Below are 26,314 nucleotides of genomic sequence, written 5' to 3'. Positions count from 1 at the left end.
ACGCTGGCGCTAGCTTTGCGGCTCACCTTTTTGACAAGGGCCAGGATTCAACCCGGTTCTTTCCAGAACGCTTGGCCGCGTAAAGCGCCGAGTCAGCGGCTTTCAACAGTGCATTCTGATTGGCCCCGCAGGTTTGTGTGGAGGACACTCCGAAAGAAGCAGTCGCAGTGAGCGTCTGGCCGTGATCAACCAGACTCATCTCTTCCAGAGAGACCCGTATGGATTCGGCTCGGGCCACAGCACCTTCGGGCGGACAGTCCGGAAGGATGATAATCAGCTCCTCCCCGCCAAATCGGCAGGCAATGTCGGAGGATCTCAGCGATTGCACGATCAAGGCGGAAGCCGCACGCAGCACGGCGTCGCCTGCCGAATGGCCGTAAGAGTCATTCAACTGCTTGAAGTTATCGAGGTCGATCATCACGACACTCAGGCACGCCCCGTTGCGCTCGGCGCGCACCAGCTCGCGGTTGAGCGTCTCGTCCATGAAGCGGCGGTTGTACAGCCCGGTCAGCGGGTCCTTTATGGACTGGGTTTCCAACACCTGGCGCATGCGGCCATTCGCCAACGCCAGCGCCGTTTGTTCCGCTACGGCTTCAGCGATCTGCAGACCCTCCTCGGACAGGTCGCGCAAGCCGACTTGACGGATATGCAACAGGCCGAGGATTTCACCGTAAGCCATCAACGGAAGACAGCAATCAGTCACTGGGTCAGTGCCAGACGCTGCTGGGTAATGAGGGCAGCGAAGATCGTGGTTGTGCACCGACAAATGCCAGCGTCCCCGCCTGATTGCCCAGCAATCCTTGGGGCTGAGTACCGCATCGATGCCCTTTTCGTCGGCCTGTCCCCACGCTGCGGCGTGTTGCAGGACATCAGCCGAGTTGCGATAGAGGAAGAACTCCCCCTCGCTTGCAGGTATCAACTTTTGGCAGTAAGTACTGGCCAACTGAAGCGTTTCCTTCTGGGACAACTCCGTCTGCATCAGCCTGGCCATTTCCGCGAGAAGCCCAATCTCGCCATTTCGGCGTTTCAAACGCGCCAGGCTCAGGCTTAGTTGATCGCTGGCCAGGTTGGCCGCCACGGCAGACTCCGATTGACGGCGGACGCTGCTGCGCATGGACAGGTAGATGAAACGCCCCAAACCCAGGGTAACGGTGAAACTGAGGATTGAAATCGCGACCGCCCAACGAATGTTGCTCAAAAGCTGGCGTTCGAGCGCCACAAGCTCCTCTGTTTCGTCAGCAATGAGCTCCGCAGTCAAGGCGCGCACGGTGTCCATCAGTTCCTTGCCGCCACCAGCGGCGATCTCGGCCTCTGCCGCATCATTGCCGCTATGGCTGACCAGCTTCACGACCCTGTCCAGGTGGACCATCTTCAGCTCGGCGTGCCGGATGAATGCTTCGACACGCGCAATCTCTTCGGCCGGATCCCCTTGATAGGCAATTCGCAGGCTCTTGATGGCAGGAGGCAAGTGAGACACGGCGACATAGTACGGCTGTAGAAAGTCGTCCTTTGCCGTCAAGGCGTAGCCACGCTCGCCGGTCTCCGCGTCGACCAGCAACCCCTGGACGTTACGGATTCGGTCGATCTGCGACTCGACCACGTTACGCTCCAGGCGCGTCTCATTGGTCCAGAACAACGTGATCGGCCCCACCGCCGCGGTGACGGCCATGACGGCAGTCGCGGTGGCGGCGGCAAAAAGAAGGCTGGCTTTACGATCAGGCATTGACGATTGCGCTCTTGGCTATCAAACGATGTCGGCCTGATGAAGAAAATATGTAACGAAACAGAACCGAAAAACGGTTTATCGCATTACGCAATAGGGCAGGCAAGTCGTATCGCCAGTTTTAGCTGACATACCGATATCAGCGAAAGCGCCGGGGCGGTCGAGGATGGTATTCGCTCGGGCCGTCCCAATCTCACCGATTTGCCGATCACGGCTTGAAGCTGCTTTGGCGCGAATCCAAGTGGATCAAGCCCGGAACCATTCCCTGCGCTCATCCAGCGTGTGGCGGATCAGTTCGATGAGCATCTGCACCTGCGGCACTGGCCGGGCCTCGGTGCTCGCCGCCATCCACAGGTGGCGCTGCATCGGCTGCTCAAACAACCCCGGCAAGGCGACCAGGCCGCGATCGAAATGGCTCATGTACTGCGGCAACAGGCCAATGCAGGCGCAGCAGCGGATCATTTCCAGCATCAGCTCATAGGATTGCACCTGCACCACGCCGGCGCGGCGTTGCTCGACGAGGGTATTCCACCGCGTGAAACTGCCCACCTGGCTGTCGGCCTGCCATTGCACCAACATGTAGTCGTCCAGCTCTTCCAACCGGCGCGGACGGCTGGCCGGGCGGGAATAACGCTTGGCGATGTGCGGCAGATAGTCCAGCCGCGCCAGCTGCTCCGGCGGCTGTGTCGCAACGCTCGGCGCCGGCGTTGATTCCTGCCCGTCACTCAGCCACAGCACCAGGTCGGCACTGACCGCCTGCAGCGCCAGTTCGCTGTCCAGCGTGATGATTTGCAAGCGCACGCTGGCGTTGCGGCGCAGCAATGAAATCAGGTCACGACCCAGAAGGTCGTGCAGGACCGACTCGGCCACTGCAAGGCGAATCAACGGTTGGTCGGCCAGCGCTGGCGGATCGTCCTCGCCCAGAGCGAGCAAGCGCGCCTGCAATTGCCGTCCTTCGCGGGTAAGCGCCAGGGTGCTGCCCTGGAAGCTGAACAGTGATCGCTGCAAGCGAGCTTCCAGTTGGGCCAACTGCTTGCGCAGCCAGGTGGCCTTGACGTTCAGGCTGCGGGACGCCTGCATGAAACAGCCGCAACGGGCGCTGACCAGAAAACACTGCGCCACCTGGGGCTCGATGCTGGCGGCCAAGGCCAACCAGGGCTCAGGTGCGCGCAAGGGCGCGCGGTATGCGGTGACAGCCTGGCGTCCTGCGGGCTCTATGAAAGACATGAGTGACTCCCTGTCATTAGAAAACGATTAAGCGTGGCGAGGGAGCTTGCTCCTTCGCCACAAAAAACATGGCGGCGTGGCTACCTAACCTCCTCCAGCACCTTGCTCAACTGCGCGCCATCAATGCTTAACGTCGCGGTGTCGAGCATGCCGTCCAGGTAGGCCTTGGCGATCTGCTCCTGGCGCTGGGCACGCAACGCCTGGATCAGGCGCTCGCGGACTTCATCCAGGGTCGCTTCCCGCGCCGGTTGCTGCTCGGTGAGCTTGATCACGTGAAAGCCCGCAGCGCTCTGCACCGGGTCCGATACCGCGCCCACCTTCAACCGCACCACTGCCTCGCGCACCGTCGGCACCAGTTGCTGCAACGGTTGGAAGCCACTGTCGCCACCGCGCTCGGCACTGGCGCGGTCCTGGGAATAACGGCTGGCCAGCGCGGCGAATTCAGCCGGCGCGGCCTGGGCCTTCTTGCTCAATTCCGCGGCTTGGCGGCGCACCGCCTCGACGGTCTGTGGCTCGGTCGCGGCGAGGAAAATCTGGCTCACCCGGTACAGCGCAGGTGCGGTCCAGTTGGCTTTTCCCGCTTCGTAGGCCTGTTTCAGCTCATCCTCGCTGGGATACCCGGCCGGCACCTGGCTGACCGACTGCAGATAATCCCGAAAGACAATCTGCTCGGTCGCAGCGCGCATCTGGCGCTCCACCTCCGGGCGCTGACGCCAGCCTTGGGCATCGGCCTGCTCGAGCACGGCTTTTTCTGCCAGTCTTGCGCGGATCCAGCCCTCCAGTGCGGCGCGGTTGCCGCGCATCTGCTGGCGAACCTCGGGGGCAAGCGCCGCTAGCAGCGCCTTGAGTTCTTCCGGACTGACCTGCTGGCTACCCAACCGCGCCAGGCTTGGCGACTCGCTTGTCGCCACGCTGACCGATTGCACCGCTGCCACCGGATCGTTGCCGGGACGCAAGCCGAGGACAACAGCCACGGCAACCAGGCCCAGCGCCGCAGCGCTGATGACAAACGTTGGCTTTTTCACAGTGCGGCGGCCTCCTCCGGCGCGGCCTCAGCAGGCTCGGCGCCGGTGTGCAGGCGGGCGGCGTTCTGGCTGAACTCGCGCAGGTAGACGATGAATTCCTGAAGCAACCGGTCCCACAGTTCCAGGTTGCTGCGCAGGTGCTCGGCGCTGACGCCGGCCGCCACCACCACGTCCATTTCCATCACCAGGAATTCGCCCTGCACCGACAACCGGGCAAAGCGTCGCGAGGCGTTCCACAGCTCCGCCAGCCCGGCCGGCAATTCACCCTGTACGCGCAAGGCACAGCTGAAGGTGAAGTCCAGGTATTGGCCCGGCGTCGGTGTCGGATTGCCGAAGCGCACGGCATAACCGATGCCTTGGCTGGCGCTGAGCAATTGCACGATACCGTTCTGCTCGGTTTCGTTGACCCGATAACCGGCGGCTTGCAACACCTCGGTGAGGGACGCGGGCGTGACGTGTTCAATCAATGAAGTCATGTTGGTTCTTCCTTGCGCTATCAATGGGTGATCGAGGCCTGGGGCGCATCGAAACGGTTCTTGTAGAGATCATCGCCAAAACCCTGGGCCAACTCTTCGAAACGTACCCGGGCCTTGCCGGCGAACGGCTGGCGGATCTTCATGACCTCGGTCACGTCGATGGTTTCGTAGGCGTGCAGCAGTTCCTTGGCGACGTCGTACATCTGCTGATTCTTGACCGAACATTGCTGCACTTGTGTGTCACGTTCATGCAACCGGGCTTCGAGACGGGCCCGTTCGGTTTCCTTGCCCCGGGCCATTACCAGTAGCTCGTCATAGGCCTTCTTGAACTTGCCGATCTGCTCATGGCTGGCCGCGGCCTGGGCCTGGGCCTGGCTTTGCAGGCTTTCCTGGCGCCCGGCCAGTTGTTCGGCCAGGCCTTGCGCCTTGGCCAGCTCGGCGGTCAGCCGCTTGACCTGCGCCTCGGCTTCCTTGGCGCGGTTTTCCGCCGCCTGGCGGGCGACACTGGCCTGGGCCTGTTCGCTCTGCAACGTCTGCAACTGGGCGGTGGTGCTGCGCAGTTGCGTGCGCAGGCGTTCTTCCAGGCCTTCGCCGTAGGCGCTGCCGATCAATAACGGACTGAGCAACAGGCCCAGCAGCAACGCGGCAGGACAAGGGTTGATGGCTCGCCTTTTCATGAGGTCTCCCGGCGCTTAGAAGCGCGTGTTGATTTCAAGCTGCAAGACATCGATGTCGTACGGCGCGCCGTACACCGCTTCGGAACTCAGCCAGCGCCCGGTGGCGAAGACGTTGCTCGCCAGGCCGTAGTTGCCGCCCAGGAAATAGCCCGTGGCGTTGGTGCCGCCCAAGTGGAACGAGGAATCGTTGAAGCCGTCCGGCAAGGCGTCCGGCTGGATGTACTTGTAGCCAGCGAACATGTTCCAGTCGCCCTGGCGCTTGAGCTCCAGGGAGTTACCCAGGGTGAACTGGAGCATCCAGGCGTTGGCTCCGCTCTGCACCTCGCCGTTCTCATCGAGGTTGTTGGCGAACTGCCCTTCCGAACGTTTGCGCATGTCACCTTCGTCATAACCGAGGTTGTGCACGTAATGCGCCTGGCTACGCAGCTTCAGGTCTTCCGGCAGATCGGTGTCCCACGCCAGGTTCAGGTCCAGCAGGTTGAATTCCGAGGCCAGGCCGACGTATTGCGGCTGGGGCGTGGCAGACGGATTGAGCGGGTTAGGCGTGATGTCGCGCAGCAGGAACACGGTGTTGCCCTTCTGCATGAACGCCACGCGCGAGCCGTCGGTGTCGCAGCCCGGGTCACCGGCCCAGGGCTCGCACGGCGACGAGCGCTGGCCTTCGATGTCGTCGAAGCGGTAATAGGCCAGCGCACCCTTGACGCGGTTGCCGTCGTTGATTGCCCAGTTGGCGCCCAGTTGCGCGCCGTACAGCCACTTGTTGTCGCTCTCTTCCTTGTCCGTGCCGTTGCTGGTGCTGGTGTCGTTGGTGTACTCCACCGGGAACGCGCCGACGGTGCCGAACAGGCCGAAGTCCTGGCTGAGCTTGCGGTTGAAAATCGCCGCCACGCCATCGAAGTTCAGGTCGCCGGAATACAGCAGGTCAGTGGAGTAGAACGGGTTGGCGATACGCCCGCCGGTCAGGGTCAACTCATCCGAGGGCTTCCAGGTCAGGTAACCCTGGTCGAGCCAGATGTCTTTCTTGCCGAAGCCGCCACCCAGGGTCTGAGTGGTGGAAACCGGATTGTTGTCCGAGCCGGTGCCGATACGGATGCCCGCGGTCCACTCGGGCGCGATCACCGCCTTCATGCCCAGGCGCGCCCGCAGGCGGAAGAGGTTTTCGCGGTCCTCGCGGGTGTTGAGCAAGGGTGGCAGGTTCGAGCTGCTGTTGGGGTTGACGTCGTAGGGGCCGCGGTCGTTGAGGCGAGCGAAGTCGACGATCTGGTTGCTGTTGGTGCCCGAGTAGTAGCGCGATTCGTCCCGCAGACGGATATCGCCATCAAAACTGATGCGCGAGACCCAATCCGGAAAGGTGTTGGGTTGCGCCCAGTTTTCCTGTTTGGCCGTGGCCATGACTTCGGCCTTGACCTGGTCGCGGATCTGCTCACGCACGATGTTCGGCACGTACTGCACCCGCACATCCCCGGGCGCACCGGCGGGTGCGGCGGCAACGGCAGTGGCAGCCTGACGGGCCTGCACGGCTTCGCGCTCGGCCTGGGCGATCAGGCCATCGGCCTGGTCCTGCTTCAGTACGCCCTGCTGCACCAGCAGGCGGATCAGATTGATCGTGGCGTTTTCCGAAGGCGCCGGGGCTGCCGACGCGTGCCCGGCCAGGCTCAAGACAACCAGGCCGACCGCCCACGACAATCGATTCACATTGGCAATCATCTGCACACAACTCCTGTTGGCAAACTTTGAAGAATTCGGGTTAACCCGGACGCCGTCCCTGCAAGGACAGGCGCACGGGCAAGGTCAGGGAAGCCGGAGGCCGTTCACTCAGATGCGGCGCGGCACGCAGGGCGGCGATCACTTGCTCATCCACCTGCGGGTTGCCGCTGGACTTGACCAGCTCGACACGGGTGATCTCCCCGACCGAGCTGAGCCAGACGTCGGCCTGCAGCGAAAACGCCAGGCTGCGCAAGTCAGGGTTCTCCCGCAGCAAGCGCTGGAAGGTGAACGCCAGAAACTGGCTGTAGGTGCCGTTACCGAGGCGTCCGCCCCCTGCTCCGGCCATGCCGCCGCCCTTGCCCGCGCCAATGTTGAAGGCGTCGTTGCCGGCCTGGGCGTCACCGTCCATCTGCATCGGGTTGGCCAGGTCATCCACCGGCGACGGCGGCGCTTCTTCCTCGGGCTTGACCTCTTCGGGTTCCGGGGTCGGTTCGGGCTCGGGCACTTTTTCCTCGACCTTGGGTTCCGGCTCCTTGGGTTTTTCCGGGGGCGGCGGTGGCGGTGGCGGCAGCGGGATAATCGTCGGCACCTTCGGCGCTTCACGGCGCACGCCGCTCATGTCGTTGGCCCATTGCCACAGCAGCCACGCCGCCAGGCCAGCCAGCGCCAGGCCGGCGGCCCACTTGAGCAGGCGCAGCGGCGAGCGCTTCACGGGGGGCGGATTGACGGGAAGTCTGGCGGTCATGATCAGCCCTGGCTCGGTTTGCCGGTCACCAGACCGACTTGGGACAGTTCCAGGCGCCGCAACAGGTCCAGCACTTCGATGACTTTCTGGTACTGCACGGTGGCGTCGCCGCGCACGATCACCGGAAAGTCCGGGCTCTGCGCTTTCTCGATGCGCAGGCGCTCCTCAAGCTCGGCCAGGGTCACCGGGTAGGCATCGAGGAATACCTGACCACCGTCATTTACCGAAATCGCCTTGGTCTTGGCCTCCGACAACGACACCGAGGCGCTGGCCTTGGGCAGGTTGATCTGAATGCCCGAGACCTGCGCCGTGGCGGTGAGGATGAACATCACCAGCACCACCATGAGCACATCCACCAGCGGCGTGACGTTGATGCTGTCGACCGCTGCATCATCGTCGTCATCGTGTGACGTATTTACGCTAGCCATGGCGATGCTCCTCAGGCCGGTACGGACGATTGGACGTGATGGTCACGGCGATGAGCCGCTTCGCCGGACTGGCCTTCGCCGTGCATTTCCGCCAGGCGCGTGATGAACTCGTCGACGAACACCCGCATGTCGGCGCTGACTTCCTTGTTGCGGGTGATCAGGCGGTTGTAGCCAAACAGCGCCGGGATCGCGACGAACAGGCCCATGGCGGTGGCCAGCAACGCGGCGGCCATGCCCGGGGCGATGGCGTTGATGTTGACGTCACCGGCCATGGCCGTGCCAAGGAACACCACCATGATCCCCAGCACGGTGCCGAGCAGGCCGATGTACGGGCCGCCGGCGATGGCGTTGGACAGGGTCGAGAGTTTCGAGCTCAGCGCCTGGTTTTCGCGGGTGCGTACGCCATCCATGGAGCAGCGGATCGCCTCGATGGTGGCGGCCGAAACGGTCGAGGTGTCGGCGCCCTGATCGCGGCGGGTGCGGATCTCCTTGACCGCCACCAGGTACAAGCGCCACAGCGACGAGTGTTGCAGGCGCTGGGCAAGTTCCTGGTCGTCGGCGAACATTTCCAGGCGCGTGCCGATCCGGGCGAACTGCTCGCGGAACGCTTCGTTGGCAGCGCTGAGACGACTGACCATGCGGTTCTTGCGGATCATGATGACCCACGACTGGAACATCATCAGCACCAGCACGGCGATGATCACCCAGGCGTCCAGCGGCACGGCATTGAGCAGGAAACCGAGGCTGCCGAAACCGAAGCCGGACTGTTCTTCATCAACACCGTAGGCCACCAGTTTCGATTCGGCGCCCTGGGCGTTGGCATCGGCCAGGAGCAGCGGCGCGGGCCGGGCGACCTTGGACAGGCGCGCCTCGTCCATGGCCCCGCTGAACGGCGCGAAGGCACCGGCGGTAACGTCTGCCCCCAAGGCGATCGGCGAATTGAACGCCGGCATTGCCAGCGCCAGGCTCGCGGCTTCGCGGCCGTTGACGTACAGCACGACCCGATCACCCGAGGCGGTCAATGCCAGGTGCTGCCATTGGCCGGGGTTCAGCGGCTGGGTCGAGACCGCACGCTGATCATTGATCGCTACGAACGGCACCCCTTGGTTGACCCCAACCAACAGACTGGCGACGGCTTCGCGACGGGCCAGGACGATTTGCTCGCCGCTGGCCTGGTCCTGGCGCAGCCAGGTGCTGAAGGTGAACGCGACGCCGGCGGTGTGTTGCAGCGACGGGCTGGCCGGCAGCAACAGTGGCTGGCCGTTGAACTGCAGGGCCCGCCCGATCACGCCGTCGATGCTCACGCCAGCCGCGCCCTGGGCGTTGTTGCCGTAAGCCGTGGTGTCCCGTGGTGGTATGCCGGTGGCGCCATCGAAGTGGTACAGCGCGGTGTAGTCCGGATCGAAGGCCAGTTGGCCGCTGGCGGTGGCCGGGGCTTTCTGGTTGCCGTAGTACATCCACAGATCCTGGCGCTGGCCACCCTCGACGTTCGGCACATCGACCCAGATCAGGGCCATGCCCATCAACGGGTCGAAGCTTTCGATCTGGTGATTGAGCACGGTCTTGTCGTCGGCACTGACGAAGCGCAGGTCCGAACCATCCTCCTTGACGCCGTCGAAGGTGAAGTTACCGGTGTGCAGGCGCACCAGCAACGCCGTGCGGCCCAAGGCCTGGGCGATGGCCGCGCCTTGCGGCGTGGTGTCCACCGAAATCTGTTTGCGGTAATGCCAATCGTCCTGCCACCAGGCGTTGGCGGTCGCCGGAAGCAGCAGCCCCAGGCAGATCAACAGCGGTATGAATAAGCGTTGCATGGACATGACTCCTGGGTTCAAAACGTCGCTTGCAGGTTGAAGTGCAGGCGCGATTCCTGTTTCGTGGTGTTCGGCCCGTCGAGCAGCGGAAAGCCCCAGTCGAGGCTCCCCGACAGCCATTTGCTCAGGCTCGCGCGGGTGCCGAGGCCGACGCTGGCGAGGCTGTAATCGGGATCCTGGTCGGGCAGTTCGTCGCGCAGGTACAGCTGCGCACCCTCGGCGAAGGCATAGAAGCGCCACTCCTGGACATAGCTGCCGAGAAACCTGGCCAGCGACGGCGTGCGCAGCTCCTGGGACAACAGGTAGCCGTCGTCAGCGGTGCGCTCGGCGGCCAGGTAGCCGCGTACCGACGTGGCACCGCCGGCGGAGAACTGTTCATTGGAGACCAGCGGCCCGGAGGCCAGCTGGAAGGCGGCTTTAGAGGCGGTCTGCCAGTCGTTGCCGAAGGTGAAGGTGTAATTGCCGTCGCCCTTGAGCACCGCAAAGCTTGGGCTGGCGCGGTAGCGCTTGTAGTCGAATTCCTCGTCGTCGCTGCCATAACCCAGCAGGCTACGGGTGCCTGCCACCAGGCTCAGGCCGAGGCCCAACTGACTGGTTTCGGTGTAGCGGAAACCGTTGTAGGCGAAGGTGAACGGCGCGTACTTGAGCGGTGCCTTGTCGCTGGCGCCGCCCAGGTTGAGTTCTTCGTCGAAATCCTTGAAATCCACCCCGACCGAAAAGCTGTTGGCCCATGCGCTACTGGACGGCAGGCTGTAGATCGCCGACACACCGTAGGAATGGCCCTTGCCCAACACGTTGCTGCCGCCGACGGTCGCCACGTTGCTGTCGGACTGGTAACCGGAGAACTGCACGCTCCAGCGCTCGCTCAGTGGCGCGGTGTAGGAACCCGACCAGACCTTGGCGTTTTCGGTGTCCTGGGGCGCGGTGAAGAAGGTCAGCGAAATACTGTGACCCAGTTGCCAGAGGTTGTTGTAGCCGAGGCTGGCGACCGTGCGCAGCTTCTCGGTATCGGCGCTGTAGTCGTTGTTCAGACCGAGGCTGGCCTGCCAGGGATCCTGGTCTTCTACCTGCAAGTCTACATCCATGGTGCCCGGCCGCTGGCCTTCGCGCACCAGCGGCATGACCTGGCGTCCCGGGGTCTTGTTCAACTGCGCCAGCTCGGTCTGGACCTGGGCGAAGTCCGGCACTTCGCCTTCCTTGAGCGCCGGCACATCTTCGCGGATTTCCACCGGCGAATAGTGCTTGGCACCGACCACCCGCACGCGGCCGATCTTGGTCTCGCTGACCTGCAGGTAGACAATGCCGTCTTCGACTTTCTGCTCCGGCAACTCAACGAACACCGATTGGTAACCGCGAGCCTGATAGACCTTTTGCAGCGCCTCGCGAGCGCCTTCAATGTCGTTCAAAGTCTTTTGCGGGCCAAGGAACGGATACACCGCTTCCTCGATCGCGCGGGCATCCAGCACAGTGTTGCCCCGCACGAAGTACTCGTTGACGTCCACCAGGCGAGCCGGCGCCGCTTCGGCTTCCGGCGCTCCTTCTGCTGCGAATGCCGACGGCCCCCCGACCGCCAACAGCAGCCAGCCCCACAGCGCCGGCCGCGATTTGAAAAAATGCTCCACACCACCCCCTGAATTCAAAGTACGGCTCAATTGCTTGCGGTCGATGTCGTGGCATGTCGGGCCAGCCAGGTATGCAGCAGCGCGAAGTTCAAGGAGAACTCGGGCATTTGCAGCAAGGCGCCACAGAACACTTCACCGATGATTTTCTGGATAAGCCGCACGGCCCGCGCATCGCCCAGCAGCGTGGCGAGGTCCTTGCTCAGCACGTTGAAGCTCCAGACCTTCTGGTTCAGGTCCAGGCCGACGAACCAGCGGAACAGCAGGTTGTAATTGAGTTGTTCGTAGAGTTGCTGCTCGCTGGGCACCGAATAGAGCAATTGCAGCAGCAGGATGTGCATGGCCGTCTGCGGCGCGATGAGCATGCCGGCATCGGCGTTGAGGCCCTGCAGCACGTCGCGGTGTTCGGCCAGCAGGTCGTCGATCTGTGGCCGTAACAGCACCAGGGAGTGGCCCTGGGGGATGTAGCTGGACACTTCCTTGAGCGCGCCCTGCCAGTCATCCTGGGAAACGATCCAGACCCACGGCGCACCGTAGCGATACACCGAGACCGGCTGCTTGCGCGCCGCCTCGACGATCTTCGACAGCCGCTGGTCCAGCTCCTGCATGCCCACTTTCGAATAACGTTCCATAGTCCCCATCGCCTCACTCCCGGCTTCGCGCCCCGGCTCCAAACGACCTGAGAGGTCCCCTCGAACACGTCACACAGGCATGACGGGAATGGCGATGTGCTACCGAACTTTTGTCATGAAAGCTTCATTTGAGAGAGCGCCGCAGCTGTGGCGAGGGAGCTTGCTCCCGCTGGGGTGCGCAGCAGCCCCAAAAAGGCTGATGGATATCTACCTGACACACCGCGGCGAATGACTTGGGGCCGCTTCGCAGCCCAGCGGGAGCAAGCTCCCTCGCCACGGGGTAATGGGTGCCCGAGGATGCCCAGGCACAACAACCCCTGTGGGAGCGAGCCTGCTCGCGAAGGCGGCAACTCGGTTTACAAGCTCAACCGCCCCCGCTCCTCCTCGGTCAACCGCTGCCGCGCCTGCTCGTCCAACGGCCCGGCACCCAGCACCTGCACCGGACTGGCCGGATCATAGGTGCGTGGTGCTTCACGGCTGGCGCCATCACGCGAAGGCGCCAGTTGCTCGGAGCCGAAACTCACCACCTGCACGGTAAACACCGACGCCTGGTTCTGCCGCGCCGCATTCTGCTGCTGGCGCGCTACGTCTTCCGCCGCTTGCGTGGCCGAGGACGCCGCCGAACTGGCCGAGGTGATCGCCCCGGTGTTCACCGAAGCCGCCAGCGGCACGCCGCTGGACTTGCCCTGGGTCTGGATGTTGGCCGCGTTGACCACGGTCAACGCCGCAATGTTGACGTTACCTGACACGCGGATCCCCGCCTCGCCCGCATCGATGGTGCCCAGCGGCGCGATCAGGTCGATATCCCCCGGCGCTACCTCTGGAATCGGGTTGAGAGTGGCAATACCAGCCCCCGTGCTCGGCACCGACGGCGACAGGGTCACGTTGCCCCAGGTGTCGTACAGGCGCTTGGGCGGCGTGTACACCACGGTGGTCTTCGAACCACGACCGGCGTTGATATCACCCTGAGCCGACCAACTGAGGATCGAACCACCAAAAGTGGTCATGATCCGGCTCTGCCCTAGCAGGATGCTGTTCTTCGCATACAACTGGATATCGCCCTCACCCTGGGTGATGACCCCGGCGGTGGACGGCGGCGCGTTGCCTTCGATGCCGAACGTCTGCCCGCCACCGGGAGTGAGCATCTGAATGCCGCCACCAAAATCGGTGTGCACCCCTGCCCCGCCGAACATGGTGATGTCGCCCTTGTAGGTGATCGCATTGCCCGCCACATCCTTGCTCGGGAACAACAACTCGATAGCCTCTCGTCCACGCAGATAGCTGCCTTGGCGCACGCCGCCGACTTCGTTGTACTCACGGCCACCGGCCTTGAGCTCGGCAAAGTAAACGTCGCGGGCAAACACCCGTTGCTGCTCCGCCGGCAACGCCGCGAAGAAACTGCGGGCCTGCTCGGTATCGCCGCTGAAGCCGAAGCGTTCCTTGAGCCACTTCACCAGCTCCGTTTCGTAGGTCTTGGCGACCTTGCCATCCTGGTCCGCCAGGGGCACACCGGCCAGGGCCTGGTTCGCCGGGTCCAGGTAGGCCTTGACGAAGCGCTGGTAATCCGCACCGTCGAGGCCGGCGCCGGCTTGCAGCACCAGGCTTGCGCCAGGGCGCGAATCACCCGGCACCACCGCGCCAATGCTGGTGATGCTGACCTTGTCGTCCATCAGGATGTTGCGCCCGGCAGTGATCTCCAGCAAGCCGGGGCCGGCGACGTTGAAGGTGCTGTAGAGGATGTCGCGCCCGGCTGACACGATGGAGATGTCGGTGGGGTTGTTGTGGATGAAGAGGTTGCCGGCGCTGGTGTAGTCCCCTGCCTGGGAGTTGTTGCTCAAAGAGCCGCCCAGTGGAATCCCGCTACTGACGATGTCTCGTCCTGCCATCATTCGTACAGCTCCGGCGCCTTCGTAGGCGATTCGCCCTGGCCACCTGCCAACGGATGCCGATGTCATCGACCGTCCGCTGGTGACAGCCAGCAAATCACCTTCCAGCGCATAGAAGCGCGCAGGGTCGTCATTGAGGGCCCATTCGCCTGAGGTACTGCTGGTGTCGAAGGCAAACAGCGGCAATATGTTCGCACTAGGGCGAGCGAGGTTGCCATCGGCTGAGAGATTGCTGGCTTTTATGACGGGACCGGATTCGACAGTCTCGACGATACCCACAAAGGCTGGCCTGAACGGCGTTGCCAGGGCTGCGGAGGATGCACCGGAACGACTGACCGACATGTCGCCGCCGTAGATGGAATCGCCGGCCATGAATTGCAACTCACTGTTGATGCCGGGAGCGAGCAACAGGGCTGGACGATTGTTGCCGTCATAACCTGTTCCATCCCATACCGAGGACTTGCCATAGTAAAGGCTGCCATTGGCCGCCACAGCCCTCACGATCGATGGGTAGACCACCGCCAGATCCGTCTCGACCTCTGGCACCACAGGCGTCAGATTCCCCCCCGATGACCACAGATCAACTGCCGTGTTGGCGGTCCATAACGAAAACCAGCTCACGCCGGATCCGTTAGTGGCGCCATCTTTGAAGGGCGATACGCTCATCATCGGCGCCCGGCCAGGGTCCGCTACGTCCATCACTACCAGGTCGCCCGAAGTTGTCAGATCGAACGTGGCATCGCCCGGCATCAGGGTCAGCCCGCCTGTTGGCAGGCTACGTGTGGCTCTGAAGGAGTCGTACGCACGCGTTTCCCCCGGAGACTGTGCCGAAGCAACGTTGCCATAGCGCAGGTCAATTCGACCGATGGCACCGCTGTCGATCTGCGCGTGGCCCCGCAGGTTGATGACCGCACCGTTCAGATGCCCGTCGACGAACGCGCTATCGGGATTCAAGGCGCCGCCTACACGCAGGTTGAGATCACCACCACCGGTCAATTGCAGGCTGCCATCAGCGCCCACACGCCCGGTGCTGCCCACGGCAAGAACCAGTCCTTGGCTGCGGCTGTTGCTGCCTGGCACAAGACGACTCCCTGCCATCTGTTCGAGCTCCCCCGCATCGCCGGCGACCTGAACATTCAGGTTACCGCCGCCCAGAGTACCGAAACCGGTAAACCCAACCATCAGGTCAGCCTTGCCGTCCTTCGCGGCGGTGTAACTACCAAAATTGATCCACCAAGCGGTGGGTTGTGCCTGCGTACCGGTTGCGACTGAGCCATTGCCCTGACGCCACAGCCAATTACCGACGTTGACCGTATCGTAACCAATGTCTCCTCCATTGGGCCGCCCTATACTCGCACTCGATACATCCAGGCTATTACCGGTCAGATTGCCGCCGACCTTCAAACTCAGGTTGCCGCCAAAGTCCGGGTACCAGGCGCGGTAAAGACTATTGGAACCGCCATCCACGAATTGCTCGTTTTCACCTAGTGCATCATTGAGCACCTTGCCCGCCGCCGCACGCGCCTTGGGTTGGTTGTACGGGTCGTTGGCGTACGTTTCGCTGGCTGAACTGCCGGCGGTATAGACGCCGTACAGCGAGTCCATTTTCAGATCACCTGCCGACAGCAGCTCCAAGTCCGCTGCGCCGGTGCGAATGACACTCCAACGTTGGCTGCCGGGCTCGTATTCAGGTGCTCCGCCAGCTTCACAATGAAGTGGATTGTCGACACATAAGTTGGGGTAATCAAAAACTTCAAAGTCAACCGGCAGCCCCACCATGCTGGTGTCGCCGAACCAATCCAGCGATCCTGCTTCGGTCCAGACCATCGACGCCACGCCGAACGTGCCGTAGTGACTATCAGCCAAATGCAGATCACCACCCGCCAGCACCGGCCGTACGACCCGACTGTCCGCCGCCTGCGTATCGGCACCGGCCACCAGTCGCAATGACCAGGACTGCGAGCCCTCGGCCAGCATCGGCGCGATGGCCCAGTTGCTCCCCGCCACTTCCGGACGCAACTGCACCGACTCGACACCGGCCGGCAACTTGATGTCGGTACCTGACGGAATTTTCGAACCCACACTCAGTGCCAGGGCGCTGCTGAGACGCAGCACGTTGGTCAAGCCGTTACTCGCGCCTTCAATGTCTGGCAACGCAACGCCTTTGGGCCAGATCAGGTTGCCTATCGTTGCGCTGCTGCCCAGCAGGCTGCCCGCCCCGAGCACCGTGCCCGCCTGCAGGGTTTGGGTCGAAGCCAACAACGTGCCGGCCGCGAACAACAGATTGCCCTGTGCGTCATGCACCGCCGCGGCCAGCACCGTGCCGGCCGGCAGTACCATTGGCTGATCCAGCGTGGCGGCGACCGGCAACCGCGTTCCCGCAGCCAGGGTCGCGCCCTTGAGCGGCACGTCGAAGTTGAGCACCGAGCCGGCCGGGAACGCGGTGTCGACCTCCAGGGTCACGCCAGTGCCGGGCACGACGATATCGCCCGCCGCAAAATCAATGCCTGGCAACAGCACCCAGCCCTTGTCATCGTTGCTGGCGGGCGGCTGGGCAAAACCGTCGGTGATGCTGCCATAGATGTTCAGGTCACCGCCGGCGCGCAGCGTCAGGCTGGCGGATTCGCCGGAGCCGTAGACGTTTTCATCCAAAACGTTATGCGGATTGAGGCTCGCATAGCGATATTGCGACAGGTCCAGATCCCCCTGGACCACCAGGTCGCCATCGGCCGTCGCACTCACCACCTCTACACCGGGGCGCAGGTGGAACACGTCGCGATAGCGGCTGTTGTTCAGCCCGGCGAGTTTGCGCTGCAACAGATCGTTGTTGTCGTGAGCGTTGGTGATAAAGGCGGTGTTGTCGGGGTCCACCACATCCTTCAGCCATGCCTGATTGATGACCTGATAAGGCTTGCCGCTGGCCGCCGGCACGTTCACCAGCGGCGCGTCGCTGTATTGCCACGTAGCAACCAACGCAATCGAACGGGCGCCTTGTACGTCCAGGGCACCACTGGCATCGATCGCCACGTCGCCCCCCGACACGCCACTCAGTCGTGGCGCGCTGAGTTGCAACGTCCCGCGAGGCCGACCGTTGTTCATACCGGACGCACTGCCCAGCGCGACTTCGGTACCGTGGCGCAAATCGATACGCACGCCGTTACCCAGGGTCAGGAGACCTTCCCTGGCGGTCAAGTCAACGATGGCACGGTTCGGCGAGTCGATGATCTTGCCGTAGCTGTCCACCCGCAGGCGTCGACCATGGGCGTCAAGCACGGCACCGCTGCCCAGGGTCAGGGCATTCTTGGCAGCCAGGTAAATGCTGCCGACCCGCTCACCACTGGCGTACACCGTGCCGTTGATCAACAGGCTGCCGTTGTCCAGGGACACGTCAATGGACGAAGCCTTGAGTTCGTTGCCGATCACCAGGTCGCCCTGCTTGAGCTGGAAGCTGCGGGAGCCGAACACTTGGCCGTCGCTCAAGCGTTGGTTCAACGCGGCGAACTGTTCGCTGAGACTGCCATTGTCGCCCAGGCGCTGGGCCTGGATTTGCACGCCACCGGCCAGGTATGGCATGAGCGTGCCACCGGCATCGTATTCGCCAGTGCTGCTGGCGAGGATTCGTCCTTGCAGGTCGACAACCCCGGCCGTGCTGCCCAAGGCCACGGCGCTGAGCCGTCCGGCCTGGTTGTGGCGCGCCGACAGATCAATGCTGGAGCCAACCGCCTGGCGGATGTTGCCGTTCTGGCTTTGCAGGATCACCTCGCCACCAGCGCTGTAGCGCGTGACATCGTTGAAGGTGACCGTGCGACCCGCCACGTCGATCAGCGCCTCATCGGCCAGGGTCAGGTCATCCGTCGCGCTCAGGGTCAGTTTGCCGCTGGGCAACACCACCGCACTGGCCAGGTTGAGGCTCGCTCCCTTGAGGGACAACTCGCCCCCGAGCCCGGAGACAGTGCCCGGCTTAGCGGTCGCGCCCGTCACATTGACCGCACCGCCCGCGGTGATGCGGTTGACCGAACCGGCTTCGCCAGTCAGCAACGGGGTGAGGATATTCAGGTTGCCACCGCTGTAGGCGTAGCCCGTTTTAGCGTCATAGGCGCCCTGGCTCTGATACACCGCCAGGCTGCCCTTGTGATTGGCGGTCAAGCGTTCGCTGGCACTGAGGTTGACGTTGGCGAAGCCCAGGGCCAGGCGGTCCAGGGTGGTGATCGAGCTCGGTTGGGCGAACTCGCCATAACCGAACTCGATGCGCTGGGCCTGGATGTCCAGGCGACCGGCACCGGTGCCGGCCCCGCCGGCGATGACCGAACCCGGCGCGCCGACGGCACCGTTCCAGATCAGGTTGGCGGTGCGAATGGTCGCCACGTCGTTGACGCTGCCTGCGCCATGAATGGCCGGCGTGCTGAGCATCAGGTTGGCCAACCGCGACTTGCCCGTCACCGGGTCATAGGTGTCGAGACTGACAGTGCCGTAGAAATTCAACGCCTCACGCGCCGACAGTTCCAGGGTTTCCAGGGCCGGGGCGCCGTATTCGGTGTCTCCGCGCAGCAGGCGATCGAGCACGGTCTGGCTCAGGGTCAGGCCGGCCGGCAAGACCTGACGCGCCGCTGCGTCGCTCAATGCCGGGGCGGTGCCGACGTTGATATTGCTCAGGGCCAGGGTCAGGTGACGGGTGCCGTAGCGCACCTTGTCGTCCAATTCCAGGCTCCCTCCGGTGGCGGCGACGATGCTGCCCTCGGAATGAATTCGGGTGACGCCGCTGCATGGCGTCAGGCTGCAGCCGCCGATGTTGATGGTGCCGCTGCTGCCCGATGAGGGTGCCAACACGTTGAGCAAGCCGTTGGAGGCGGCCAGCAAGTTCTGACCACTCACATTGAGGTCATAGATAAAACCGTCATGGGCATCGTAGGCAGCCGCGCCACGACCAATGGTATTGATGGCGGCGCCTTGTTCCATCGACACCTCGCCGCTGGCCAGCAGGAAAACCTCCGGTGCCGCCAACGTAACACCTTCACGCAAGATCACTCTGGACGAGGTTCTACCTCCACTGCTCGAGGGTGTGATGTAGTTTCCGCTCTGCCCATAGAGCGTCAAGAACTGGCCGCCAATAACCTGACGTGATGCATTCAAGGCATTCAGGCTTTCGGCATTGAGGGTCACGCCCTCGAAGCCGGCCGTGGCCCCGCGCCCATCGGCAACGACCTCCAACGCCCCATTACCTCCAACCACCGTGACGGTACCGCCGTAGCCACCTTTTTGAGGCGCGAACTTGCCGATGCCTTTAAAGGAGAACGCCTGATCTCCCGCTCCTTGCGCGAGCTTCAACTTCAAAGTCTTGGCGTCCACCGGCAACAGGGCTCGTGGCACGCCCAGGCGTGCGGCATCGGCTACAGCGAACTGGGCGTAGCTGGTTTCGTTGTACTGCGAATAGCGACGCAGCACATCGCCCGAAGTCAGGATGACCTGGCTGGACAGACTGTTGCGCTGCTCGGTATTGACCACCGACAGCACCCCGGCGGTGGTCCAGGAGCCGTTGCGCATCTGCAACGCACCCGCCGTGGAACCCTGACCCGCCAGACCGTTGACCTCGACCCGGAACGCCCCCGGCAGCAAGGCATAGGTGGACGGCATCAGCGTATAGGTACCGGCGGCCAGCCCCGGTACACCGGCGCCAAGGGTGATTTGTTGTCCGATCCTGGGGTCCACTGCGCCGCCCTCGGGCGCCACTGGCGCGTATGCACTCTGGTTGCCCGGCACAATGGCGTAGACCGGGTTGCTGGACAGGCCCGGTAAAGTAAAGCCGCCGTTGGCACCGATTTGCACCAGCGGGTTGAAGCGCGCGTCGGTGGAGCCGCCACGGCCGGAAATGAAACCGGCACCCAGCAGATCACCGCCGCCCGAAAGATCGAGTACCGAGCCTTCCTGGGCCACAACAGATTTTCCGCCCAGAATCACACCAATATTCAGATCCCCGTTGCCATAGGAGATGGCCCCTTGCCCCAGAAGCACCACCTTCTTGCCCGCGTACTCATAACTCTGACCATCGACGGTACCGCCGTAAGGCAGAACCAGACCGAGGCCACTGACTGAAGTGAGGCTGTTCGGCAGCAAGTCCACTTGGCTAGTGATGCTAGTGCCGTCGTTGGTGCCGACCTCAATCAACCCCAGCGGGGCCCGAACCACCCCGCCCTGCTCGATATTCGCACTGCCCAGTTGTAAGTGACCGAATGCCGAATAAGGTACCTGAGGCGTCACCTGGGTAGTCCGCCCGATGACCAAGCTGCGCGCCGGGTCGTAGGCAGAGGTGCCACTCAAGCTATACCCCGCCAATACCCGAGCCCCGACCCCAGTCGCCGGATACAGTTGCGCCGCTTGCAGGATCATGTCCGAAGGAGTCATTAATTGCGTGGTAAAGCCCGTAGGCAATCCTTCGCTGGAGAATCCCGCCAGGAAGCGCAAATCACCACGGCTGCTTAACTGGACCAGGTCGAACCCGGCGCGCTCCAACTCGACCGTGGTGCCATTGGCCTGTCTCAGCGTGCCTTTGCTGCTGAATCTCACATTGCCCTGTACATCCAACAAGTCGGCGTTGACGGAAAGCACCGCCTTGTTCGCAAGTGGCGATACGTCGCCTTCGATCAGCGGTCGGGTATAGGAATCCATATTCGGTAGACTGGCCGCCGGCCCCGCCAGCAGCAGATGAGCTGCATTAAGTTGAACACGGGTGTCGGCTGGCGCGGCTGAGCTCAACCCGAAGCTACGCGCATATAGGCTCAGGCTTTGGCCGAGGGACAGCGACACGTCGCCACCGATACTAATAATGCCGTTACTCAGCAGAGACAGGCTGTCGAAGCCGCCCGCCTGGACCTGGTCCACACCCAAACGCCCATGACCATAGATCAACGCATCCGCCGAGGCCTCGGCGGTGTCGCTTAGCGGGCTCGCCTGGGCGGTTTGTCCCAGTACCAGTTCACGCAACTGCAAGACCCGGTCATTGACCGCGCTTTTCAGGTAATACGGTGTCTCCAGCGCCACCGACAAACTTCCCCCTGCGGCCCCCGTGCCACCGGAACGGGCACTGAATTCGCCGTCCAGGTACAGGCCATTGGCCGACGCCAGGGAAATACTGCCACCGTTGCTCGTCACCGATGTGCGTCCCTGGCCAGGAACATCCAGCATTGCCTGGCTGCCATCCGCTTGCAGGCGTGCCCCCTCGCGCATCACCACGAACAATTCCGGCGCCGAAGCCGATCCTTTCGCGACATCAATCTGACCACCAATGACAATCTCGCCACCGTCACGCACCAGACCATAGGTCTGGCCGCGCATGTCCTTGGCAGTCACGGCCCGACTGGAGACATCGATCAACGCTTGCTCGCCTAACCAGATGGAGCGTCCATGGCCTTGGGCATTGACCGGGTTGCGAACTGGGTTGCTGACGCTCAGTTCGGTGAGACTGACTCGTCCTCCCCAGGCGTTGAGGGTGCCGTTGACGGTCAGTTGACCGATGCTGCGCAAGTCGATGCCTTGTCCCGGATCGACGCTGATCACGCTTCCACGCCCGATGTTCAATACCGTGCTGGCCATGTCTGCCGCGCTGGAGTTCGCGGTACCGGCACTGAGGCTCAGGCTCGCGCCGTGGCGCTGGGTGAGAACACCTTTGATCGCATCTTCCTGATACAGCTCCGGCGTCCAGCGCTGCAAGGCATCAGCCGGTTCTGCGTTGCTGCCGGGAGTCAAAGCCTGCTCACCGAAACGGTACACCGGCATCGTCACATCGACCCGGGTCCCGTCGGCCACGGTCAGGCCTTGATTACCGGTGATGTCATAGGCCGAGAAACCCTTGTCGAAGAAATCGCCGCCCAGTTGCAAAGTGCCAGGTTCGAGAGGAATGTTGCTGTTGCCGATCAGCACTTTGCTGGCCGCCAGCTTCAAGGTCCCGCCGCCACTCACGCCGGTACCGCGCAGTTCACCTTTGAGGATCAAGTCACCGTTACCGGACGATGCACCAATACTCGCGGTCAAGGTCAGGTCACCGCCCTTGCCGCCGCGAGTCTTGCCATCGGCCATCACGGCAGCGCCGGAGCTGACGTCAATCAGGCTGCCCTGCTGCACATCGATATCGCCAGTACTGCGCACGGACACGCTGCCGCCGTTGATGAACGGCAGGCCTTGGCGGTCGTTGCCGTCGAGCAGCAGATTGCTCCAGCGCCCGGCGGTGTTCAGCTTGACGCCTTCGCCCAAGGTGACCGTCGCCCGCTGTCCCGTGGCGGGTGAAAGTGTGACGTCTGCCATCTGGAAATTATCCGTCCTGACCTGTTTGAGCACGTTACCCAAGGCAATGCGACCGCTGCGGGCAGTCAGGTCGGCGTTCACCTCGACCTGCGGGGCATAAAGCGTGATATCGCCGCCGTCGGCGACCTTGAGTGCACCGTCGACCTGGATGCCTTCAGCCGCCGCCACCTTGACCGCGCCGAGCTGGAAGCCATTGAGCAACGCATTGTCCAGCACCAGCTTGCCTTGCCGGTCAGTGCCGACCACCGAGGTCAGGTCCAGCATCGCGGCAAGCTTGTCGGCCACCTTGCCGACGGTGACCTGGTCGAAGGTTGGGTTCAGGCCACTGTTGATCACGCCGCTGGTCTTGTCATAGATCGGCGAGTAGCTGCCCACCCATAATTGCGCGCGACGGGCCACGGCGTTCTGCGATTGCTGGTAGCCGTCGAGGTTGAGGTTCGGCGCTTGGGTCTGGCGTTCGCCCTGGTAGACCTCGCCGACGATCTGACCTTCCAGCACCGCGTTGCGGGTCGACACCACCAGCTTGCCGGCATCGCGGCCGACGGTGTAGCCGGCTTCAAAACGCTCGCGCGGGGCAATCAGCGGATTGTAGTAGTAATCAGTCTGGCCCCAGCGTTGGCTGTGGTCTTCGTAACCCTTGTAGATGCCGGTGTAGAGGATGTCCCCCGGCGCCTTGGACAAGTCATACAAACGCCCGTTGGGGCCCTTGAGCCAGGACTGGCGCAAGTAGCCGCTCTGTACATCCAGGGTACCGCCAGACAGGTTCAGTTGCGCCGCCTGTTGGGTCACCACGTCGTTACCGGTGAACGTCAGGGTGCCGCCTTGCGCTGCCCACTCACCGGCGCTGTGACCTCGGGTCCCCAAATAGCCGCCGACTTCCAACAGCCCACCCGCCGTGTACCAGCGGTCGGTGGCGTAACCGTTGGTACCCGCCGGGACGTAGACCAGATCCCGCACGTCCACCCACACGTCGTTGTTGGTCAACTTGCCGCCTTCGCGGTTGACCGAGGCGTCACGCTGTTCGTTGCCCTGGACGTTGACCTTGATGGAATTCGATTCCATCGCCACCTTGACGCCGATGGCGCCGGACACGTCGATCACCACGCCATCGCGCACCAGGCTGCGACCGGCCGCGCTGACCGCAACCTGGCCGCCGGTGGCCAGGGTGATGGAGCCGTTCTGGAAGTCGACGCTGCCGCCACTGACGATCTCGACCCGCGACTGGTCGGTGCGGTCGACCACGCTGCTGAGGTTGTTGAACTGGCCCGTGATCAGGTTGTTCGGCGTGCCGTCCAGGCCGGCCGGTCCGGCATTGCGTTGGCTGTCCAGGGCGCTGCCGCCCGCGGCGTCGAGCAGCACCGCCGTGGCGCTGCCCTGCCCCAGGGTCACACTGCCGCTGCTGTCGCTCGCGGCGTTGAGTAGGTGCACGGTGCCGCGCGTATCCACCGAACTGCTCGCGACCGCCACCCCGTTCTGCTGCACGCGATGTCCAGTGAGGGTGATGTCGCCGGTGCTGGCCTGGATCAGGCCACTGTTGATCACGGTGCCGGCGCTGCTGCCTGACTTGAGTGACGTCGCGACCTCGTTGCCACGGGTGGTGGAGCGCAAGTTGCCGCTGGTGCCCTGGCCCCGGCGGATGTAGAAGCTGTCGCCCGCCGCCAGGGTGGTCTGGCCCTTGGCGGTGATGATGGAGCCGGCGTTCTCCACTTCCGAACCCAGCAGCAAGGCATAGCCACCGCCTGCGGTTGAAGTGGCGGCGCGGTGGGTTTCAATTTGCGCACCGCGTTGCACTTCGACCTTGCCGGCGGCATCGGTGAAGGTTGGCTGGGTGCCGGTGGCATCGACGTACAACCCGCGCTGGCTGAACTGCTCATCGCTGATGTTCGCCGCCACCGCCGCCAGGTTGCGCACGTTGACCTGGCTGCTGCCGCTGAAAATGATGCCGTTGCGGTTAACCAGCATCACCGTGCCGTTGCCCTTGATCTGGCCCTGGATCTGGCTCGGTCGCGCCTGCGGGTCGTTGACCCGGTTGAGCACGGCCCAGTCCGATTGCTGCTGGAAATCCACCGTGGTGTTGCGCCCGACGTTAAAGGTTTCCCAGTTGAGAATCGCCTTGTCGGCGGTCTGCTCGATCTTCACCGTGGTCTTGCCGCCGTCCTGGGTCTGCTGCGGTCCCTTGGCGTTGAGCCAGCCCTGGGTCAGGCTGTTATCGACCTTGAGCCCGCCCTCGCCCAAACCGTCAGGCACCACCTGTAACTGGCCGAACGCGGCTTGCCGCCCGGCCGCCTGTGCCGCTTGCTGGGCGGCTATCGCGGCCACGGTGTTGTTGAGGTTGGTCAGCGAACGCTGCAACTGCGCATTGGCCCGCTGCTGCTGCGCCAGGGGTGGCGGCATGCCTGGCTGCGCCGTTGCAGGTCGCCCCGCACCGCCGGCCTGAGGCGCGCCCTTGGCGGCAAACCAGGCCGAACTGAACGCCGTCGCCGCGTGGGCATTGCCGGCCACCATCAGCAGGGCAATGGCCTGGGCCAGCGGCTTGAGTCGCAACATCGACAACTCGCCATCGCGACGTGGGGCATTCAGGTTCGTCTGGGGTTTGCAGCGCAGCATCCTACTCATCCTTTCGGGTTCGCTCTAAGGGGGCGCAACGCAGTGCTATCAAGCTGCTAGCGTTGGTTATAGGGGATAGGCGGTTACAGCCGCTCGGGACCGAACGGATGTCATGAAAATTTCATATGGCTGTGTTGGTACGGGTGTGACGAAAAAAATCAGCAACGGCTTGCGCCGTTGCTGATCGGGTATTGCGGGTCGTTCAAGCGTGGGCTTACAGCGGACGACCGATGCCGTTGCAAGTGTTGGCGTGGCCGATGCTAAGGGCGTTGGTAGCGGTCAGGAAGCTGCTACGAACAGCTTGCTTCCAGGCAGCTGGCAACGGCACAAAACGGTTGGCGGTGATCGCTGCGTCGTTGGTGCTGGCTACTAAGCCGTTATAGTGACGGGCGATGAAGCCTCGCACTTGCGTACTCTGGGTGGCGTCGGCATAGCACTGGCTGAAGATCACGTTGGTGAAGCCCAAGATCGGGTAGCCGGTAGTAGGGTAAGCCACGACGCTTGGATCGTTAGGGTTGGTGGTTGCGGCGAACACTGGCACCCAGGCGTTCGGGTTGGCGCGGTTGGCGGCGGCTGGTACTGGAACAGCAGCGATGGCCGCCGAAATGTTTGCTGGTGCCGGAGAAATACCACCAACCCGCGCCACTTTTGTGGCGTCATCAAGACCCGCTAGCGTCGACGCCGCATAGGCAGGGCTCATGTAGGTAATACGACCTTGAGCTGCGTTCACCGCATCCATGACACCTTGACTGCGGTTAGCTGATACTGCACCGGCCGGTAGGCCGCCACTATAGGTGGAGGCGAAGTTGGTGGTGACAGAGAAGCTGCCTGTTTCCGCGCACTTTGCGCGCAGGAAGCGGGTGAACAATTCCGTGGTTCCGCTGCTCTCGGCACGGTAAACCACAGTGATTGGACCGGTACGGCCAGAGCCGTTGATCTGGCTCCAGTCGGTCAGGCGACCGGAGAAGATCCCGCACAGTTGGTTAACGCTCAGATCGACATTGGCGGTGCCGGCCTTATTGAACGGAATGGCAACTGAGGTCGCTGCCGAGGGCACCTGGATCAATGGCCCCCAAGTGGCACTGTGAGTAGAGTTGTAGTAGCTCAACTCAGTCGACGTGAGCTTCGAATCGCTGGCGGCCCAGTGAACGTTCTTGCTGGTGTCGCCTGCCACGAATCTGGTGTAGTCATTGCTCAGGAAAGCCTGTTTGCCATTGCCGCTACCCACACCGATGTAGGGAGCGAAACCGGCCGTCAACACGCCAGGCGTTTGGTAAAGCGGCTGGGGCAAGGTAGCGCCGCCACCGTTGACATCCGCCATTGCCAACGGCGCGCATATACCGCTGCACAGCAATGCAACAGCCTTGGATAAACGATTGAACATGACAAGACTCCTGTCTTGAGAAGCGGCGCCTTACCCGAGTGCATCGACCGTAAGCGCGGCTGAAGGGTGTGA

The 26,314-nt window shown here is 63.1% G+C and carries 13 protein-coding genes; all 13 read right to left on the bottom strand.

The genetic code is table 11. The features are described from left to right. Nucleotides 1-22: 22 nt before the first annotated feature. Nucleotides 23-1,723 carry a diguanylate cyclase gene (locus J3P91_RS14210; protein ID WP_434600764.1) on the bottom strand — a complete coding sequence of 567 codons (1,701 nt, stop codon included), beginning with the start codon at nucleotides 1,721-1,723 and terminating at the stop codon, nucleotides 23-25. A 246-nt stretch (nucleotides 1,724-1,969) separates the two neighbouring features. After that, nucleotides 1,970-2,950 (bottom strand): LysR substrate-binding domain-containing protein, encoded by a 981-nt coding sequence (locus J3P91_RS14205; RefSeq protein ID WP_434600763.1) that lies wholly within the window; start codon nucleotides 2,948-2,950, stop codon nucleotides 1,970-1,972. 80 nt (nucleotides 2,951-3,030) lie between these two features. After that, on the bottom strand, nucleotides 3,031-3,975 hold the full coding sequence (locus J3P91_RS14200) for a peptidylprolyl isomerase (protein WP_434600762.1): 945 nt from the start codon (nucleotides 3,973-3,975) through the stop codon (nucleotides 3,031-3,033). After that, nucleotides 3,972-4,451, bottom strand: a complete 480-nt coding sequence (locus J3P91_RS14195; protein ID WP_434568437.1) for a YbjN domain-containing protein — start codon at nucleotides 4,449-4,451, stop codon at nucleotides 3,972-3,974. The genes J3P91_RS14200 and J3P91_RS14195 overlap by 4 nt, the downstream gene beginning before the upstream one ends. Before the next feature lie 20 nt (nucleotides 4,452-4,471). Continuing rightward, nucleotides 4,472-5,128: a DNA repair protein gene (locus J3P91_RS14190; protein ID WP_434600761.1), complete on the bottom strand. Its 657-nt coding sequence runs from the start codon at nucleotides 5,126-5,128 to the stop codon at nucleotides 4,472-4,474. A 15-nt stretch (nucleotides 5,129-5,143) separates the two neighbouring features. Beyond that, nucleotides 5,144-6,835, bottom strand: a complete 1,692-nt coding sequence (locus J3P91_RS14185; RefSeq protein WP_434600760.1) for a putative porin — start codon at nucleotides 6,833-6,835, stop codon at nucleotides 5,144-5,146. A 40-nt stretch (nucleotides 6,836-6,875) separates the two neighbouring features. Further along, the gene (locus tag J3P91_RS14180; protein ID WP_434600759.1) at nucleotides 6,876-7,580 is read right to left on the bottom strand and encodes a TonB family protein; all 705 of its coding nucleotides are present in this window, start codon (nucleotides 7,578-7,580) and stop codon (nucleotides 6,876-6,878) included. Nucleotides 7,581-7,582: 2 nt separating this feature from the next. Next, the gene (locus J3P91_RS14175; protein WP_434568441.1) at nucleotides 7,583-8,008 is read right to left on the bottom strand and encodes an ExbD/TolR family protein; all 426 of its coding nucleotides are present in this window, start codon (nucleotides 8,006-8,008) and stop codon (nucleotides 7,583-7,585) included. 11 nt (nucleotides 8,009-8,019) lie between these two features. After that, nucleotides 8,020-9,819, bottom strand: a complete 1,800-nt coding sequence (locus J3P91_RS14170) for a DUF2341 domain-containing protein (RefSeq protein ID WP_434600758.1) — start codon at nucleotides 9,817-9,819, stop codon at nucleotides 8,020-8,022. Nucleotides 9,820-9,836: 17 nt separating this feature from the next. Further along, nucleotides 9,837-11,441 (bottom strand): ShlB/FhaC/HecB family hemolysin secretion/activation protein, encoded by a 1,605-nt coding sequence (locus tag J3P91_RS14165; RefSeq protein ID WP_434600757.1) that lies wholly within the window; start codon nucleotides 11,439-11,441, stop codon nucleotides 9,837-9,839. Nucleotides 11,442-11,467: 26 nt separating this feature from the next. Then, entirely contained in the window at nucleotides 11,468-12,070 is a 603-nt protein-coding gene (locus J3P91_RS14160) for a transposase (RefSeq protein WP_370871120.1), read from the bottom strand. Nucleotides 12,071-12,426: 356 nt separating this feature from the next. Beyond that, on the bottom strand, nucleotides 12,427-24,858 hold the full coding sequence (locus tag J3P91_RS14155; RefSeq protein WP_434600756.1) for a filamentous haemagglutinin family protein: 12,432 nt from the start codon (nucleotides 24,856-24,858) through the stop codon (nucleotides 12,427-12,429). A 214-nt stretch (nucleotides 24,859-25,072) separates the two neighbouring features. Further along, the gene (locus J3P91_RS14150) at nucleotides 25,073-26,242 is read right to left on the bottom strand and encodes a substrate-binding domain-containing protein (protein WP_434600755.1); all 1,170 of its coding nucleotides are present in this window, start codon (nucleotides 26,240-26,242) and stop codon (nucleotides 25,073-25,075) included. Nucleotides 26,243-26,314: the final 72 nt, after the last annotated feature.

The organism is Pseudomonas sp. Z4-7 (genome assembly GCF_051131965.1).
In the GTDB taxonomy this organism is placed as follows: Bacteria; Pseudomonadota; Gammaproteobacteria; order Pseudomonadales; family Pseudomonadaceae; genus Aquipseudomonas.
This window is presented reverse-complemented; position numbering and strand designations above follow the sequence as displayed.